Source organism: Sulfitobacter indolifex, from assembly GCF_022788655.1.
In the GTDB taxonomy this organism is placed as follows: Bacteria; Pseudomonadota; Alphaproteobacteria; order Rhodobacterales; family Rhodobacteraceae; genus Sulfitobacter; species Sulfitobacter indolifex.
Map to the genome: position 1 here is coordinate 73,704 of NZ_CP084952.1, position 15,106 is coordinate 88,809.

The 15,106-nt window shown below is 57.3% G+C and carries 14 protein-coding genes and 1 pseudogene; 7 read left to right on the plus strand and 8 right to left on the minus strand.

Annotated elements, in window-relative coordinates:
* Nucleotides 1-747 precede the first annotated feature (747 nt).
* Both DSM14862_RS16385 and DSM14862_RS16390 read left to right on the plus strand, forming a co-directional pair.
* Entirely contained in the window at nt 748-1,020 is a 273-nt protein-coding gene (locus DSM14862_RS16385; protein WP_243254539.1) for a hypothetical protein, read from the plus strand.
* Nucleotides 1,021-1,022: 2 nt separating this feature from the next.
* Nucleotides 1,023-1,289, plus strand: coding sequence for a hypothetical protein (locus DSM14862_RS16390; RefSeq protein WP_040701952.1), 267 nt, complete (start codon nt 1,023-1,025; stop codon nt 1,287-1,289).
* Nucleotides 1,290-1,530: 241 nt separating this feature from the next.
* Here DSM14862_RS16390 and DSM14862_RS16395 read toward each other — a convergent pair whose 3' ends face one another.
* Both DSM14862_RS16395 and DSM14862_RS16400 read right to left on the minus strand, forming a co-directional pair.
* Nucleotides 1,531-1,950, minus strand: coding sequence for a type II toxin-antitoxin system VapC family toxin (locus tag DSM14862_RS16395; RefSeq protein ID WP_243254540.1), 420 nt, complete (start codon nt 1,948-1,950; stop codon nt 1,531-1,533).
* Entirely contained in the window at nt 1,947-2,177 is a 231-nt protein-coding gene (locus DSM14862_RS16400; RefSeq protein ID WP_243254541.1) for a type II toxin-antitoxin system Phd/YefM family antitoxin, read from the minus strand. Before DSM14862_RS16400 ends, DSM14862_RS16395 begins: the two co-directional genes overlap by 4 nt.
* 520 nt (nt 2,178-2,697) lie before the next feature.
* Here DSM14862_RS16400 and DSM14862_RS16405 point away from each other — a divergent pair.
* The 3 genes and pseudogenes from DSM14862_RS16405 (at nt 2,698) to DSM14862_RS16415 (ending at nt 4,855) form a co-directional block, all read left to right on the plus strand.
* Nucleotides 2,698-3,510 carry a hypothetical protein gene (locus DSM14862_RS16405; RefSeq protein ID WP_007121490.1) on the plus strand — a complete coding sequence of 271 codons (813 nt, stop codon included), beginning with the start codon at nt 2,698-2,700 and terminating at the stop codon, nt 3,508-3,510.
* Nucleotides 3,511-4,203: 693 nt separating this feature from the next.
* Nucleotides 4,204-4,335: pseudogene (locus DSM14862_RS21880) on the plus strand (antitoxin Xre/MbcA/ParS toxin-binding domain-containing protein); the annotation flags it as partial.
* A gap of 205 nt (nt 4,336-4,540) precedes the next feature.
* Nucleotides 4,541-4,855, plus strand: a complete 315-nt coding sequence (locus DSM14862_RS16415; protein WP_007121492.1) for a nucleotidyltransferase domain-containing protein — start codon at nt 4,541-4,543, stop codon at nt 4,853-4,855.
* A 538-nt stretch (nt 4,856-5,393) separates the two neighbouring features.
* Here the strand turns inward: DSM14862_RS16415 and DSM14862_RS16420 are convergent.
* Complete coding sequence (locus DSM14862_RS16420; RefSeq protein WP_243254542.1) at nt 5,394-6,311, minus strand: Abi family protein; 918 nt, start codon at nt 6,309-6,311, stop codon at nt 5,394-5,396.
* Nucleotides 6,312-7,053: 742 nt separating this feature from the next.
* On the opposite strand from DSM14862_RS16420, the gene DSM14862_RS16425 reads away from it, so the two are divergent.
* A complete protein-coding gene (locus DSM14862_RS16425) occupies nt 7,054-7,308 on the plus strand; it encodes a hypothetical protein (RefSeq protein ID WP_007121439.1) in 255 nt (84 codons plus the stop codon).
* Between the two features lie 527 nt (nt 7,309-7,835).
* Here DSM14862_RS16425 and DSM14862_RS16435 read toward each other — a convergent pair.
* Nucleotides 7,836-8,984 (minus strand): DUF4214 domain-containing protein, encoded by a 1,149-nt coding sequence (locus DSM14862_RS16435; protein ID WP_007121440.1) that lies wholly within the window; start codon nt 8,982-8,984, stop codon nt 7,836-7,838.
* A gap of 434 nt (nt 8,985-9,418) precedes the next feature.
* On the opposite strand from DSM14862_RS16435, the gene DSM14862_RS16440 reads away from it, so the two are divergent.
* Nucleotides 9,419-10,867 (plus strand): mannose-1-phosphate guanylyltransferase/mannose-6-phosphate isomerase, encoded by a 1,449-nt coding sequence (locus DSM14862_RS16440; protein ID WP_243254543.1) that lies wholly within the window; start codon nt 9,419-9,421, stop codon nt 10,865-10,867.
* 581 nt (nt 10,868-11,448) lie between these two features.
* Here the strand turns inward: DSM14862_RS16440 and DSM14862_RS16445 are convergent.
* Genes DSM14862_RS16445 through DSM14862_RS16460 form a run of 4 tightly spaced genes read right to left on the minus strand, consistent with a single transcriptional unit; the run spans nt 11,449 to nt 15,053 of the window.
* Complete coding sequence (locus DSM14862_RS16445) at nt 11,449-12,201, minus strand: SDR family NAD(P)-dependent oxidoreductase (protein ID WP_007121255.1); 753 nt, start codon at nt 12,199-12,201, stop codon at nt 11,449-11,451.
* Complete coding sequence (locus DSM14862_RS16450; RefSeq protein ID WP_165481301.1) at nt 12,198-13,496, minus strand: TRAP transporter large permease; 1,299 nt, start codon at nt 13,494-13,496, stop codon at nt 12,198-12,200. Before DSM14862_RS16450 ends, DSM14862_RS16445 begins: the two co-directional genes overlap by 4 nt.
* A 10-nt stretch (nt 13,497-13,506) precedes the next feature.
* A complete protein-coding gene (locus DSM14862_RS16455; protein ID WP_007121257.1) occupies nt 13,507-13,998 on the minus strand; it encodes a TRAP transporter small permease in 492 nt (163 codons plus the stop codon).
* A 53-nt stretch (nt 13,999-14,051) separates the two neighbouring features.
* Entirely contained in the window at nt 14,052-15,053 is a 1,002-nt protein-coding gene (locus tag DSM14862_RS16460; protein WP_007121258.1) for a DctP family TRAP transporter solute-binding subunit, read from the minus strand.
* Between the last annotated feature and the right edge of the window lie 53 nt (nt 15,054-15,106).

The window sequence follows — 15,106 nt, forward strand, 5'->3', positions numbered from 1 at the left end:
GCGATTTTCTGAACGAGACCTTTGGTTGGGAGAACCCGAGATCCCCAGAAAAGGCGCGTGGGATCGCGGGACCTGACTGGCTGGAAAAACGGGTGACGGCAGCGCTGCGGCATAATGTGCAGTTCACCACGGCAATGCCAAAGCTCTTCATGTTGCAGGGCGCCAAGAGGATCGCAGCCTCCCACCAAGGCCGGGACCGGGCGGGGTTCTTGTCTTTGATGGCAAAGGTGGCGGCCGCGGTGAAGTATCACCTCGAGCTGAGGCCGGGGGGAGCCATCGCTTTAGTTTCAGAAACAGACCCGCATCCGCTCGTGTTGCACGGCACATGCCTGGAGACAGGTGCTGAAGCCGCGAGAACTTTGCCCCGGCTGTGCGTACGAAGTGCTCTGTCAGCGCAGTGGCGCCGGCGCGCGGCTTGGAATGCCTCCCGGTACGCAAAAGATGCCTGGACCCTGGCCGAACCCAGCTGGGCCGGGAGGGCCCAAGCGCCGCAGCGCGACCTGCCTTCATGCCACCCCGCCGTGCCCAGACCCGTGCAAGCGCCGCAGCGCTTTGCCACCGTCGCGCGCCGTTTCGCGGCAGAGCTGCGCCGCCTGCGTGAGCACTTGGCGCGGACCACGGCCCTTAGCCTGATCGGGAGCTGCCTCGCCGCCTTTGACCGCCGGGCTTTACGCTGCATTACAACCAGATTGGAGACACTTTCTTATGACCACAGCACCTCACACCACGGTACCCGCGGAGGTCTTGATGAAAGACCTTTGCAATCTTCTTCAGCAGGTGCTGGGCCAGCACGCCGAGCGGGAGGTGGCCGGACAGATCACGGCGTTCGTCTCGGAGGTGAGCGGCATTCGCCACGCGATGGAGCGGCACAGCCGCGCGCTCGAAGAGGCAGCCCTGACGCTGAAAGAGGCGACAGCGGGGACAGGAGAGCAGCGGATGCTGGGGCAGGAGATCCAGGCGATCTCCCACGATATCGCTTGGATCAAGGCGCAGCTCTCCCAAGACGCCTTCGCGCCATAGACATGATCTGCGCGCTGCGGGGCGCGGCACGGTCTGTCTTTGCGCCGCGCGGCATCACCATAGGCATGGACCATGAGAGGGGCTTTAACGTGGCCGGGCCGGAGTGGGGGATCGTCCTTGAGCGAAGCGGAGAGATCACTGGGGGAGGCAAACTGTCTCAAGAAAGCTATGAGCAATTTTTACACGCGGTCTGCGACCGGCTGCAAATCTCACACGTCGCACTGCAGCCCCGGGAAGAGAACGACCTCGCGTTCTCGCCCAGCTTATGAGCGCCAAGTGATCTTTATGCTAAAAGCTGCGGAGGGTTGGGGGCGGCGCATGATGGGTCATCACAGGCGCAAACCTTGATGGTCCGGTTCGGAAGCCTCGGTTCCGCGAGAGAGGGGGGCGATGTTTGTCCGGCTCTTTGACGCTGGGTGCGCAAGAGATTTGATCCAAGTTTTGCCTCGATCATTAATTTGATCTGCGAGAAACGTCATATGAGGAAAAAACTCCAATGGCCGAAGTATTCTATGAAGAGGAAGGGGTCCAAATCCGGCCGCGCCATCCTGGAATCCCGTTTAGCATGTCGAATGCTTCGTCACTCGACACGAGCGCCATGCCCATCTCGAGTGCGGTCACTCCGATCATTCGGTCGAACGGGTCTGGATGGTCCCACTCCATAGATCCCGCAAGCATGGCCATCCGTGCCGTATAGGGCGCGATCTTAAACCCATTCGTTACACAGATACGATCAAGGTGCGGAGCGTATGGTTCCATTTCTGGCCACCGCCCCTTCCTGACCTTCATCGTCATTTCGTGGAGGGAGCACGGCGGGACGTAAACCGCCGGTACATCCTCCAGCACGCGTCGAATTTCAGGCGTGATCCGACGAGAACCGATCAGCCACCATGCAAGGATTTGGGTGTCGATAACGATCTCATTACTCACTCGCCCCACTCCGCGAGTTCGGCTGCGCTCATAGGCTCCATGAAGTCGGGTACGCTATCTTCGGGCACTAAACCCGCCAGTGGCCCAAACCGCAGCTGCGATGACGTTACTGGGACCAAACGCGCGGCTGGCACTCCACCGCGCGCAATCACGACATCTTCACCCGCATCCACGGCGGCAAGAAGCTCAGAAAGCTTTGACTTCGCCTCGGCTACATTCATCTGCATGGCTCACCTATATGCTACATGGTCTTGGACTTAGACCATGTGAGGCGAATGTCAAGGCGCCGTGAGGGTCGAGACATCTTCTTCTTGGTGGAGGCGAGAAAACCCTTCTGCTTCTGCAGCCATAATGCGGCGGTAGGTTGTGATAACTTGCGTCACTACTTTACCTATATCTAACGACGAGCAAGGCGATCTGATGCCAGATGTCAGCAATGGGGCTTGCCTGGAGAGGTTGATTTGAGGCATGCTGAGAGCATGACCTATAATCCGCGCACCAACCACGTCGCTTGCCCCCGAATATCTAGCTGACTGGCTAGATATAATCGGGGAGTGCGCTGGTGCGGCGATGGGATTTATAGCCCCGTTGAGCAGTAGATGACTGTTAGAGTGAGAGTTCAATCCTCTCCACTCCTACCATTTTCTTACTCTCGAGGGGACTATGACCCAAGCAATAGCATTGGCAGCCGTATAAGACGCGATCACTGCTAAGTACCCCGCCAGATCAGTCGAAATCACCGCACAGGTGCATCACATCCGCCCCGACGATGTCGCACATATCGACGTCTATGGATGTGATGACGCAATGACGCGACGAGCGATCAGAGCCGAGGCAGTGCAGTTGCTGCAACAGCTTGGTATCCATGTCGAGCTGGTCGGGGGGCATGACGTATATACGGTATCGGCAGATTACTCTGATCCCGCGTCCGTGCAAAACTACGCCAGCAGATTGCATCCCAGGCTGATCACCACGGCGGATTTTTTGAGGGCTTACAGCGAAGGTCGCGTGACCCGAGATGTCGCTATGGACGGCATCGGCGTAAAAAACTGCTGCGACTTTCGTCGTGCTTTGTTTGATTGCGGATTTGGTCATGCGACCATCCGAAGAGAGATCGAACTCGCGTCACTCACTGATCCGACGCCAGCGGGGTGGCTCTATGTCGATCTCGAAGGCCTCAATCCACGTATCATCGCCCACACAGAAGACAGGGATACGTATGTCGCCTACGCCCAGAGGCTCCGTGCTATTTTGCGAGCGTTGCATGGGGAGTTCCGCGCGGGTCCTTCAGTGAGCATGCGGGGTATGAAATTCCAAATTAACACCGCAATCTTTTCGCGCGAGCAAAGGGCCGCAGCCCGTCCTGCGTTAGCTGTTCGCCTTGCTGACGCCGGTTGCTCTGATGATGAGATTGCCAAGTTCCTCTGCCCTGAAACGATCTCCGAATATGCAATGCGCATTATGCGAGACGATCCCGCTCCGCCTGCGCGCATCCCGAAGCCTCGGAAGCGTCAGCCACCTCCCCAGCCTCCAATCTACGATTGTGACAGCGATGACTGACGAGTTGTTTTCCCCCGGCATCCCACACATCGAGGTGCGGAGTTGGGATTGTGGACATACTATCACGCGGAAGCTTGACGATGTCCCATCTGGGATCACGCAGCACAATTTTGAACGTCGCTCGATCTGTCAGTGCGGCACTGGATGGCCTCAGGTGAGGCGGTACCCGCGAAAGTCGTCTACATGGATGTGATTGCGCCATCATCCCCGGCATTCGAGTCCGGCCGCTTGGAGTTTGGGTGTCATGTGCGCATCGAGACGTTGATCTATGCGATGACGGCGGCAGGCATTGAGGGTGCCGAGCGCCTAAGAAACAAACCCGCCGGCTGGATCGGCATCTTTGAGGCTCTCGGCGCGCATCTAGCACAGGACCCAAGCAACTACTCGATCAGCGATGCCAAAGAGGAGTTCGGCATGCTGTATCTCAAGGTGATCGACAAGAGAACAGGGCGCGCAGATACGGATCTCTTGCGGTGGTGCGCTGAGCAGAGCGCCGTGCGCTGCATGGTCTACGGCTCCCCGGGACGGATCCGCTCGGAGCTTGGATGGGTCATGACGCTCTCAGACGCAGCATTCGATATTTTGGTAGATACGCCCAACGAGCAGTTCTTGCGCTTGGTTTACCCTGTGTGGCGTATGGATAAGGATGATGTGATCGAGATGATTGTGGCCCGTTTCGCCACGCCGGCCGCGGCTTATGTCTGGTATTACTCTGAGTCCCTGTCCGGTTGTGGGGGCCGCACTGCGATGCAGCTCGTGCAGGAGGGTAAGGCGCAGCAGGTCTTGGACTACCTCGACGCCGTCGATGCGGGAGTCTTCGAATAATAGGGCAGGGCCGCCCGCGGGTGGCCCTTTGATCCAGCCTCCACTTGGTTATCTCGCTCGCGCGTGGACCTTACTAGAGGCGGGGATACGCTGTCGCAGCTGGTCTGTCGTCTCGTACACTACCATAGCATATTGCGTTTTACGCATCACGCAACGTTGAGGTGCGCTCCCCTGATAAGGGAGCGGTTTGGGAAGGATCAAAAATATGTGCAAGACGACTGATATCATTCGCAGCAGATCTGATAAGCGCCATAACGCGGCGCTGTCGGCGTGGTATGCGATCAAGTCTGATCTCGAAGCCGTAGGTCTGAAGGCGAAACTTTTCGGCTCTCTGGCGAATGGTGACTTCAGGGGTCATTCCGATATCGATCTGGTGATTAGATTGGGAGACAGCGGGATGTCCAGGTCTGCTGTTGATCGTATCGTCAGCAAGGCATCACCTGATATCCTAGTGGACTTGCTTTTCGAAGAAGACCTAACGCCGTCAGACTTGGAAACCTTCGTTGGCACCTGGGCGTAGTGTGTTACGCTCCTGCTGGACCCAAATGGGTCTGCACCACGATCGCGCCTCTGAAGAGCGGATTCCGGCGTTGGCAAAGTCGCCAGCAATCAAGCAATGCACGCCGTGCATGCCGTCAGTTGACCCGCAAATTGCGGCCAGCCTTGATGTCCTGCGCACCGACCTGGAGAATTCTGAGAAAAGACACTGGAAACGCTGTTCGTTATCTCTGGCATCGCAGGTAGCGTTGGCGCGTTTCACGTTGCTTGGCGTGCTCACAACAAATCCTACAAGGCTACTGGGCCCGATGAAGCGCTCGTGAGGCGCTTCGTTGAGGCCGCCCCACTAACTCTGATGAAAGACATCACATGATGCGTATCGCACCATCTCAGATCTGCCCAAAGGCGTCTAAAATCCGGGAGGCGGGTTTTATGTTTAGTGATTTTTTGTGAGGCGTGAATCTCGCAAAGGTTGTGCGTCGGGCCCCCTGAAAGTAGGCATGAAAGAGGCTTCAAAGGGCGTTCTCATGCCGCGCACAAGCTCCCCGGTCGCGCTGGCGTCAGTTCCAGATGGCTTCGTGCTCCCAGCCTTCCGGGAACCCGGCGGTCTGGGGGCGGATCTCGTATGTGAGGTTCTGGGCCAAGATCATGTCGCGGAGACGAATGTGCCACTCCGTGCGCGGATAGTACTGCCGCAGCATGAAGATCATGATGACGATTGCGCTGTAGATTTTCTTCGTCGGCGCATCGTCCCCCATCCTGGGCTGGCGGAGATGGTCTAACTGCCCGAAAGTTGTCTTAGGTGGGACACCTGGGCTGTTGACGAGGGGCTTGTTCCACGTCCGGGCGTGATGTGCGCAGCTGTTGCGGACGTCGTTGAGCGCTGTGATCCATGAAGCGAAGGTCTTCATGGGGAGGTCTGAGTGGATACGCGCCGCGATTGCCATTTTGTTCTTGTCGGACAGGTGGGCGATGATGTGGGTCAAATTGCCCCAGGTCCATGTCCCGGCCTCAATCCAGATCGGTGGAGGACCGAAGTACTTCAGTGCGAAATGCTTCGCGAAGTCCTCTTTCGAGCTTCTGAAGTGTTGATCTAGGCCAGCTATGAAGAGCTCAAGAGGCGTGCTGCCGTCTTCGCCCTTTTCGCTGAAGCGATCTTTGTATGAGCGTCTGTCGCGATGTGCATAGGGGCCCCGCTCTCCAAGAACCTCAATCATCGCGGTTCTGACTGCGATCTCAATGCGCTCGATCGCGTCCAGAAGTTCGATACGGAGGGCTTTATCGAAGAGGTAGAAGTCGATTGCATGATCGAACGTCGTACCCTTTTTGAACTTGTCGCACCGAACCTTCTTCTCTGCCTCACCCTCCGGCGTCGGGATCAGACAGAGGTCACGGTACGGATACGCAAAAGCGCTGAGCCTATAGTATCCGATGCGGTGCAAGGAACGCTCTGCATGGCCCCTATCAGGGATTTCCATACCTCTCATCAACATGATGTCGATGCAATCACTGATCGACTTGTGCTGCTTTAGGTACTTCAATGTTAATACGGCAATGTCCAGAAAGTAGAAGACCGGGCTGTAACGAGGCGACTGAGGCCAGGTCAGGGAGCACCGGTCATAAGGCAATAAAGGACAATAGTGTCGGAGGCGACAATGTCAACATTGGAAGTAGGGCGGGTAACGCGGGCGGTAACCTATCCCACCAACCCCCGCCTATAATACATTCAATATAAATAATATGGATCAATATAAATAATATGGATGCCCTGTTTCTCGGTGCGGACAAGCGTCGGACTTGAGATGTTACACAGCTTAACACCACGGTTGTCATTCATAGATACCAACACCGCGTCTTTCGACCGCTGCCGCCAGCCCACGGGCCAGCTTTGATACCCTCCCGATCAACGGTCCTCCTCTCCCCGGCCAGTATAACTCCGGACTTTCCTACCCCCGTATAGACCACGACCGGCTCAGTCGGGTGAGCTTCGCAAACTAGCTTACCCACCCATTGGGCCGTGTCGTAATATGCGAAAAACTTATTCTCAGGTCCGGGTGTTTTTAAGCCCTGCATGGATGCTGCTTGTGAGCCGGAGCCGCACGCGGCCGTATTTGACGAGGTTTTCCACAGTCCTTTTACGCATCCAGGCCTCAGCAGCTTTCTTTAAGGTTTCCGCACTTGGTACCTTGCGGAAGTGCAGCAAGACTTGGAGAAAGCCAAATGAGTACGACTACGGATACAAGCTTGGAAGCGGCCCAGGCGGTGCTTAACTATCTGAGGGTAACGTTCCCGAAGTGCGTTCTCACGAACCCTAAGACTTTTGATCGCTTTATGCTGGAGGCGATGGCCTTCATGGAGAACGGCCCCCTGGAGGTGCGCAAAATTCGTGCGATGGTGGACTTCGTGTGCGACGCAGGGTTGGACCCTTATGACGATGGCTATGAGGACTGCTATGAAGAGTACGTTTGTCCCTGATTTCTTTCCTGCCCATGCACAGCTAGCTCTCCCGTCTCGGCCAGCCTCGGGCTGGCGGTGCTGTCTGGCCCAAGCGATAGGCTTTACCGACGACCCCTCCAGGGGCAGGTTCCGACCTGGAGAGGGCTAGTTACAGGACGTTGCTGCATTTGAATTCTTGCATTTGGGGTGTTGTTGCCCAGGATTGGGGCAAGATTTTTAAACCAAGGAGAATCTTGTGAGAAGTAATCTTTCAGGAGAACGGATTGCTATTCAGTTGGAATTATAACGGCTCATCAGTACTCATTTTAAGAAAGCTTTCAGTCCAATGATTAGAACTGGTCGCCGCTATGCCTTGATTTCCCCTTGCCGTAACGAAGCAGAGTTCATCAAGCGAACTTTAGACAGTGTGATTGCGCAGTCTGAGCATCCCGCGCAGTGGGTTCATGGTGGACGACGGCTCCATTGATGTCGGACAGTCGGCTCTAACGGTTAGGATCGTTGAAGCCTCTTTGACTACGGCTGTAACAGGTGCCGCGGGCGGGTGCTCAGACGTACCAGATGCCGTCATCGACGGCTGCGGCGACTTTGATGATATTTTCCTGCGAGTCTGAGAAGTGCTGCAGCATCACAGATCGGCTTAAGCCGTTCTCTTGTTGATCCTGCCAAAAATCAAATCCGCTTTGATCCGGGTCGCGGTCAAGAATGTTGTTGTAAAGCAGGGTTAGGAAGGCGTCGTTATCGACATTTGCCGTGCCACCATATTTGGTGTCGAACTCTTCGGAGCGAATGAAGTGCCCTGCCATTTCCTCGTGGGTGACGGTGCCCGTATCGAAATGCCGGATCCAGAACCCCAATCCTTCAGGATCAGGAGCGCGATCAAAGGCAGCTTGATAGAGCCTGTAGGTGGTGCCGGCATTTCCATCCGTGTCAAAGGCGAGAGACCCGTTATCAAACTGCAGCCGTTCGACGTTTTGCAGCTCCTGCGTGAGGCCTGTGGCAGCAGCGTAAACTTCGATATTAAGCGCATTGTCATCTGTCACGCTGTAGAGGCTCAAAGCGCCTTCAAAGCGGACGGTGTCAAGGCCGTCCTGGCCATTGATGACATCTGCGGCATTTGTGGCCACCAACAGATCGTCTTGCGCGGTGCCCCACAGCCTGGCGCCATACATAAGCTGCGCGCCTTCGATATCATGATGTGTCAGATCGGGCTGGGATTTGAGAGTGGGATACATGATGGTGTCGGGATCATCGGTATGCAGCAGGCCCATGGTGTGGCCGATCTCATGCAGGGCCGTGGTGTAGAGGTTCACGGCCCCGCCGGGGGCTGTTTTGCTCGTGGACCAGTTTTCTGCCAGATCAAACCGGATTTCTGCCTCGGTGACGCTGTAGAGCGTCGAGCTTGTTTTGCTCAAGTAGGACTGCGCCGTGCCGATCACGCCGTAAGCCCCGTCAATACTGTCCCAGCCGAGACGCAGATCGCTTTGAGCGCCGTCGGCGACCTCGACAAAATCGATGTTTATGACGTTTTCCCACGCCTGAAACGCATCGCGGATCAGCGCTTGGTAGGTCGGGTTTGATATGTCACCCGCAAAAGCAGAGCCGGCGCCCGGGGAGGCGAAACTCCAGGTGACGGTGCCACCCGAATGCCCCTGTTCTCCAAAGCCCCATTTATAGTCAGCCAAGGTATAGCTCATGTCGTGAGGGCCTCTTTTTATGCGTTGCAACGGATCGTTCTGGTGGGGGAGAACCGGATGCCTTGAAAGAACCCGGGAGGTGCGCAAAGCAGCATGAGCCGCTTTGTCTTTTATTGGGGGTGCTCAGTACCCCGGCACAGGTGGTGGGACAAGGGAGCGACGCTGGTTTAGAGACTCAGACGCGGGTGTTGGCGCAATGTCGCCGAAGGGGGCCTTGGGGGTTCTGAAGGCAAAGCGGTGTCCTCATGCAGGTCATCTACCAGTACGTTGGAAATTTGTTGTGTCATCGCAGGGGCACGGGTGTGTTTGTTTTGTGCGCCTTGAACCGCGCATCCATGAACGGGGCTGGAAGTACGGCTGTGCGGGAATTATGATTGGTTTACCTGTCCTCAGGCTGTCTTTCATTGCTAACTTGCGCGTCCAAAGGATTTTTCATGACCCATATTGTGCACCCAATCCTGTTGGCCGGAGGGTCTGGCACCCGGCTTTGGCCGCTGTCGCGCAAAAGCTATCCTAAGCAGTTTGCCAAATTGATGGGGGAGCGCAGCTTGTTTCAGGCGTCGGCCAAACGGCTGGCTGGGGAGGGGTTTGCGGCCCCGGTGATCCTGACTGGCGCGGATTATCGATTTGTGGTGACAGAACAATTGGCCGCAGTGGAGATCGCGCCTGCTGGCATTCTTATTGAGCCTGAGGGGCGCAACACCGCGCCTGCGATCCTTGCTGCCGCCTTGGAGCTTGCCGCCCGCGCGCCCGAAGCGCTGATGCTGGTGGCGCCCTCGGATCACGTGATACCTGAGGCGGAAAGCTTCCGCGCGGCGGTTCAGGCGGCGACCATCGCAGCCCTCGAAGGCCAGCTGGTGACCTTCGGCATCCGCCCCGACCGGGCAGAGACCGGCTATGGCTGGCTGGAGATGAGCCAGGCGCCCTCGGCTGATTTTGCCTCTGAGCCACAGCCGCTTAAGGGATTTGTGGAAAAGCCCGACAGCGCCACCGCGGAGGCGCTGCTCAACGGGGGGCAGCATTTGTGGAATGCGGGAATTTTCCTCTTCTCGGTCAAGACGATCATTGCGGCCTTTGAAGCGCATGCCCCTGAGATGTTGGTTTTGGTGCGCGCCTCTGTGGACCAGGCTGAGCAAGATCTTGGCTTTACCCGGCTGGCGCCCGGGCCTTGGGGCCAGGTGGAGGATATCTCCATCGACTATGCCGTGATGGAGAAAGCTGAAAACCTCAGCGTCGTCCCCTATGGCGGGGCGTGGTCGGATTTGGGCGGCTGGGATGCGGTCTGGCGCGAGACCGGTCCGGATGAGGCGGGCGTGGTGGTCTCGGCTTCCGCCACGGCCATCGATTGTCATGACACAATGCTGCGCGCCGAAGACCCACGACAGCAATTGGTTGGCATCGGATTGCGCGACATCATTGCGGTGGCCATGCCCGACGCGGTGCTGGTGGCGCATAAAGACCGTGCGCAGGATGTCAAAAAAGCGGTCGCGGCTCTTAAGGCCAAGGGGGCCTCTCAAGCGGACACGCTCCCGAAGGATTTTCGCCCCTGGGGCTGGTTTGAATGCCTCGTGTCGGGTTCCCGCTTTCAAGTAAAGCGCATTACGGTTCATCCCGGGGCTGCCCTCAGCCTGCAGAGCCATCATCACCGCTCAGAGCATTGGATCGTCGTCGAAGGCACGGCCAAGGTGACGATCGGAGAAGAGGTGAAGCTCGTGAGTGAGAACCAATCAGTTTATATTCCTTTGGGCGCCACCCACCGGATGGAGAACCCCGGCAAGGTGCCCATGGTGCTCATTGAAGTGCAAACTGGCAGCTATCTCGGCGAGGATGACATCATCCGCTATGAAGATGTCTATGCCCGGGGGCAGGGCGCCAAGGGGTGACAGAAGGAAGAGGGCTGAGGGCTTACCTTATAGCCAGAAGGAAGGGAGCTCTCGCTGCCTAGGAAAGCGTGTTGAGTATTAGGTCCTCGGCCAATTTTCGCACAACGCACCAAATGCGACGCGGCGGACCGGAAACGACCTTTGCGGAATTCCTGTTCAGCGCAATACTTGTGACAGGATCGACATGGTGTCGACCCTTGCAAACGCGAGTAACGAGAGATGGCTACTGCACCTAAACCCCAGCCTAAGAAAAGCCCGCCTAAGCCTGGCGACAAGCCACAGCAGAAGTAAGCTCCATTTTCGAAACTGCATCTGCCGCCTCCGAATTGGGGGCGGCAATTTTGCTAAGGGCCAACTGTACCGTTTGACCAATGTGGGTAGGTACCCGTCTACAACGAAGAAGTCTTTGCCAAAGCCTTCGAGGTTATGGGTTTTGAGGGCGCGGCACTATCTGTTTGGCGCCTCAGATCCCCGTCGCGTAGATGCAGCGACCTTGGGTCACTGACGGTTGAAAACTCAATCCCGGCCGTTTCTCCGAGGTTAGCAGCCTTATTCTACGGGCTCTTCAAGGGCATTGTGACTCACACCCTCAACGCAGGCAGCCCGACGCCGGTTGCATCAAACCCGCCATCGGAGGCCACAACCTGACCTGTAACATAGCTGGCCCGCTCGCCGGCTAGAAAGCAAATGACTTCTGCGATTTCCCGCTCCGTTCCATATCGGTTAAGCGGTATCGCGTCATGGTAGGCGGCACGTATTTCAGGAGAGTGTACGGCCAGCGCGAGTTTTGTGTCCACTGGGCCGGGACAAACGCAGTTTGCACGGATGCCGACCTCTCCCAGTTCCGCGGCTTGCTGCTTGGTGAGATGGATGACGGCAGCTTTGGAGGTACCATAGGCAACGCGCAGCGTTGAGGCACGCAAGCCTGAGATCGAGGCAATGTTGATGATGGCGCCGCCGCGTACCGACAAGAGGGGCAGGCAGGCCTGCGACATCAGAAAAACGCCATCAAGATTTGTGTCCATAACACGCCGCCAGCGGGCGAAATCGGTTTCAGCCAGCGGTCCAAAGTCCGCGACGCCCGCGTTGTTTACCAGAATGTCGAGGCGTCCATATGTTTGTTCGACCTCTGCAATAGATTGCGCGACGTGCTGGGGGATCGACACGTCACAGGTCAGGGACAAAGCGCCGGGCAGGGTGGCCGCGGCAGTTGCAAGCTCATCCGCATCGCGGTCAAGCATCACGACGCGTCTGCCCTCGGCGTGCAAAAGAGATGCAGTCGCGAGACCGATGCCGCGTGCGGCACCTGTGATGAGAGCGACAGTATCGTTCATTTCAGGACCTCAGGCAGAAATAGGGACAGGGCGGGGACCGCCGCCACAATGGCAAGGCCGATGACGCTGATGGCGAGAAACGGCAATGCGGCACGCGCAATGCGCTCCAAGGGCTGTCGCGTGATGTTTGCAGCGACGTAAAGATTAATCCCGACGGGCGGCGTGATGAGACCAATGGCAAGGTTTACCATCACCAGCACGCCGAACCATACCGGGTCCCATCCCAATTCACGCACCACCGGCATGAAAATTGGAAGAGAGATGAACATCACCGTGACGGGGTCCATGAACATGCCTGCGATCAGTAGGATTAGCATGATGACCATCAAGATCACCCCGCCATTGTCCGACAGGCCGAGCAACTGGCCGGAGTATTGTCCGACGAGGTCTTCGACGGTTACGACCCAGCCAAATAGGCTTGCATAGGCGACCACCAGCATGACTACGGCGGAGGATGAAGCGGCTTCGGTTAGGGCGTCATAGAGGGCGCGGATTGTCAGCGTGCGGTAGGCAAAGGCGCCGACAGCTATGGCATAGACTGTGGCGACAAGGGCCGCTTCGGTTGGGGTGAAAATACCGGAATAGATTCCGCCGAGGATGACCACAGGCGTCATGAGGCCCCAGAAGGACTCGCGAAAGCTTCGCCCCAGATCGCGCCAGTAACCGTTGCTGGGGGGTGCGGGCGAAAGCTTGTCCAGCCCCTCCCGGTTGGTCGACTTGATGAAGGGTAGAACGACCAGCATCAGCATCCCCATAAAAAGACCGGGTATGATTGCTGCGATAAAAAGAGCGGAGATCGAGGTCTCGGCGATAACGCCATAGATCACAAGGCCGATGGAGGGCGGGATCACAATGGAGAAGGCAGCCCCCGTGCAGACCAGAGCGGCAGCCGCGGCGCGGGGGTAGCCATCTTCTTCCATCCCTTTGATGATCATAGGGCCAATAGCTGCCACAGAGGCAGGGCCAGAGCCTGAAACAGCCCCCCAAAAGAGGCAGACCACCGTGCCAACGACGCCCATGCCACCGGGAAGGTTGCCGATCAGGATGCGGAAAAAACGGATCATGCGCTCGGCAATTCCCAATGTTCCCATCAGCGTCCCTGCGAGAATAAAAAAGGGGATGGCCAGCAAAGCGTATTTGGCGATGCCAGTGGCGATCAGGTCTCCTGCAAGCTCAAAGCCGAAGCCGATTTGCCACATCGCATACATGGCCGATAGGCCGAGCGCGAAGGCCACCGGCACGCGCAGTGCCATCAGCACAAAGAAGGCAACGATCATTTGGGTGCCGGCACCCATATTCAGGATGTCAGACACTTGGGGTCGCCTGTGGTGTTTGCTGGGACGGGTGCCACGTCTCTGCCGCATGCTGCAGGTAGCGAATAATGATAAGGCCAAAGCCGAAAGGCAGGCCGATTTGATACCACCATGCAGGCACGCCGAGGGCATAGCTTTGGATGCCGCTCTCTAGTTGGTTCATCAAGGTGGCCCAAGAAAACCAAGCGGAAGCTGCAAGCAATAAGACTGAAAGGATCACCGAAAGCACGAACACTGCCCGGGCCGCAGGGCGGGGCAAAAAATCTTGCACAATCGTTACCGCCAAATGCTGGCCCCGCCGTGCGGCAATTGCAGCGCCGAAGACGGTCAGCAGCAGAAAGCCGTTGGTCAGCAGCTCTTCTGAGGCTGCAAAGGAATAATGCGTGGCGTAGCGGACGACGACGTTAATGAAGCCGATGAGCGTCATGCCAAGAAACAGCAGGGCGCAGATGATCTTTTCGAATTCTCGCAGCAAAAACCGCATGGCTTTGACCCTCCCCGGATCGGCACGGCCCTTTGAAGGGCCGTGCCTTAGCTTTAGTTCGCGGGTGTCGCCGCGATGGCGTCTTGAAAGCTGCCGACGATGTCGGTGCCGACTTTAGCGGCCCAAGTGTCGAACGCAGGTTTGGTCGCTTCGCGAAAGGCGGTTAGCTCTTCGTCGGAAGGCTCGTAGACTTCCATTCCCTTGTCGCGCAGGAATGCGATGCCTTCGGCGGTGCCTTCACGCGTGATCTCGCGCTGATATTCCATGGCCTCAGTCGCCGCCGCGCGCATCATCTCTTGGGTGTCTGCATCCAGATCTGCCCAAACCTCGGTCGAGACGCCAAGGAAGATCGGATCATAGGAATAGTGCCAAGCGGTCAGATGTTTTTGCACCTCAAAAACCTGCTGGGGAATAATCACGGCCCCGATTGGATTTTCCTGCCCGTCAACGACGCCCTGCTGAAGTGCGGTCATCGTCTCACCCCATTGCATCTGCTGCGGGTTGGCGCCGAGCGCATTCATCACGTCGATGTACATGGGCCCGGCCACGCGCATGTTGAGCCCCTTCATGTCCTCGGGGGTCTTGATCGGGCGGACGTTGTTGGTGACTTCGCGAAACCCATTTTCGCCCCAAGCCAGCACTTCGATGCCTTTTTCGCGCAGAATGTCTTCCAGCAACTTTGCCGGCGCACCTTGGGTGGTCGCATCCACCTGAGCGTAGTTGGCATAGAGGTAGGGCAGCGAGAAGACAGCCATTTCAGGCACTAAGGGGGTCACGTTAATCGCCGAGGTGACAACGAGATCAAGCGCGCCGCGGCCCACCATTTCGGCCTGTTTCATCTGGTCGCCGCCGGACAGCTGCGCATTGGGAAAGACGCGAACGTCGTAGGCACCATCTGTTTTTTCGGACAGGAGTTCGCCAAATTTCTCGGCACCCTTGTGCCAAGTCGTCGTGTCGCCAGTGTTATGCGACAGGCGCAGGGTTTCGGCACTTGCGGCGGCGCCGGACAAAACTGTGGTGGCTAAAATTGCGGCCAAGGCGGCCTTTGAAATCATTTTCACGGTGGTTCCTCCCTCATTGAACCACAATGTGGAACAGAGTTCGACGT

What these genes read in the sequence shown, in the direction of transcription:
- DSM14862_RS16385 (WP_243254539.1), top strand. Translation starts at nt 748, where the DNA reads ATGAAAGACCTTTGCAATCTTCTTCAGCAGGTGCTGGGCCAGCACGCC.
- DSM14862_RS16390 (WP_040701952.1), top strand. Translation starts at nt 1,023, where the DNA reads ATGATCTGCGCGCTGCGGGGCGCGGCACGGTCTGTCTTTGCGCCGCGC.
- DSM14862_RS16400 (WP_243254541.1), bottom strand. Translation starts at nt 2,177, where the DNA reads ATGCAGATGAATGTAGCCGAGGCGAAGTCAAAGCTTTCTGAGCTTCTT.
- DSM14862_RS16415 (WP_007121492.1), top strand. Translation starts at nt 4,541, where the DNA reads ATGTGCAAGACGACTGATATCATTCGCAGCAGATCTGATAAGCGCCAT.
- DSM14862_RS16420 (WP_243254542.1), bottom strand. Translation starts at nt 6,311, where the DNA reads ATGGAAATCCCTGATAGGGGCCATGCAGAGCGTTCCTTGCACCGCATC.
- DSM14862_RS16425 (WP_007121439.1), top strand. Translation starts at nt 7,054, where the DNA reads ATGAGTACGACTACGGATACAAGCTTGGAAGCGGCCCAGGCGGTGCTT.
- DSM14862_RS16435 (WP_007121440.1), bottom strand. Translation starts at nt 8,984, where the DNA reads ATGAGCTATACCTTGGCTGACTATAAATGGGGCTTTGGAGAACAGGGG.
- DSM14862_RS16440 (WP_243254543.1), top strand. Translation starts at nt 9,419, where the DNA reads ATGACCCATATTGTGCACCCAATCCTGTTGGCCGGAGGGTCTGGCACC.
- DSM14862_RS16445 (WP_007121255.1), bottom strand. Translation starts at nt 12,201, where the DNA reads ATGAACGATACTGTCGCTCTCATCACAGGTGCCGCACGCGGCATCGGT.
- DSM14862_RS16450 (WP_165481301.1), bottom strand. Translation starts at nt 13,496, where the DNA reads ATGGGTGCCGGCACCCAAATGATCGTTGCCTTCTTTGTGCTGATGGCA.
- DSM14862_RS16455 (WP_007121257.1), bottom strand. Translation starts at nt 13,998, where the DNA reads ATGCGGTTTTTGCTGCGAGAATTCGAAAAGATCATCTGCGCCCTGCTG.
- DSM14862_RS16460 (WP_007121258.1), bottom strand. Translation starts at nt 15,053, where the DNA reads ATGATTTCAAAGGCCGCCTTGGCCGCAATTTTAGCCACCACAGTTTTG.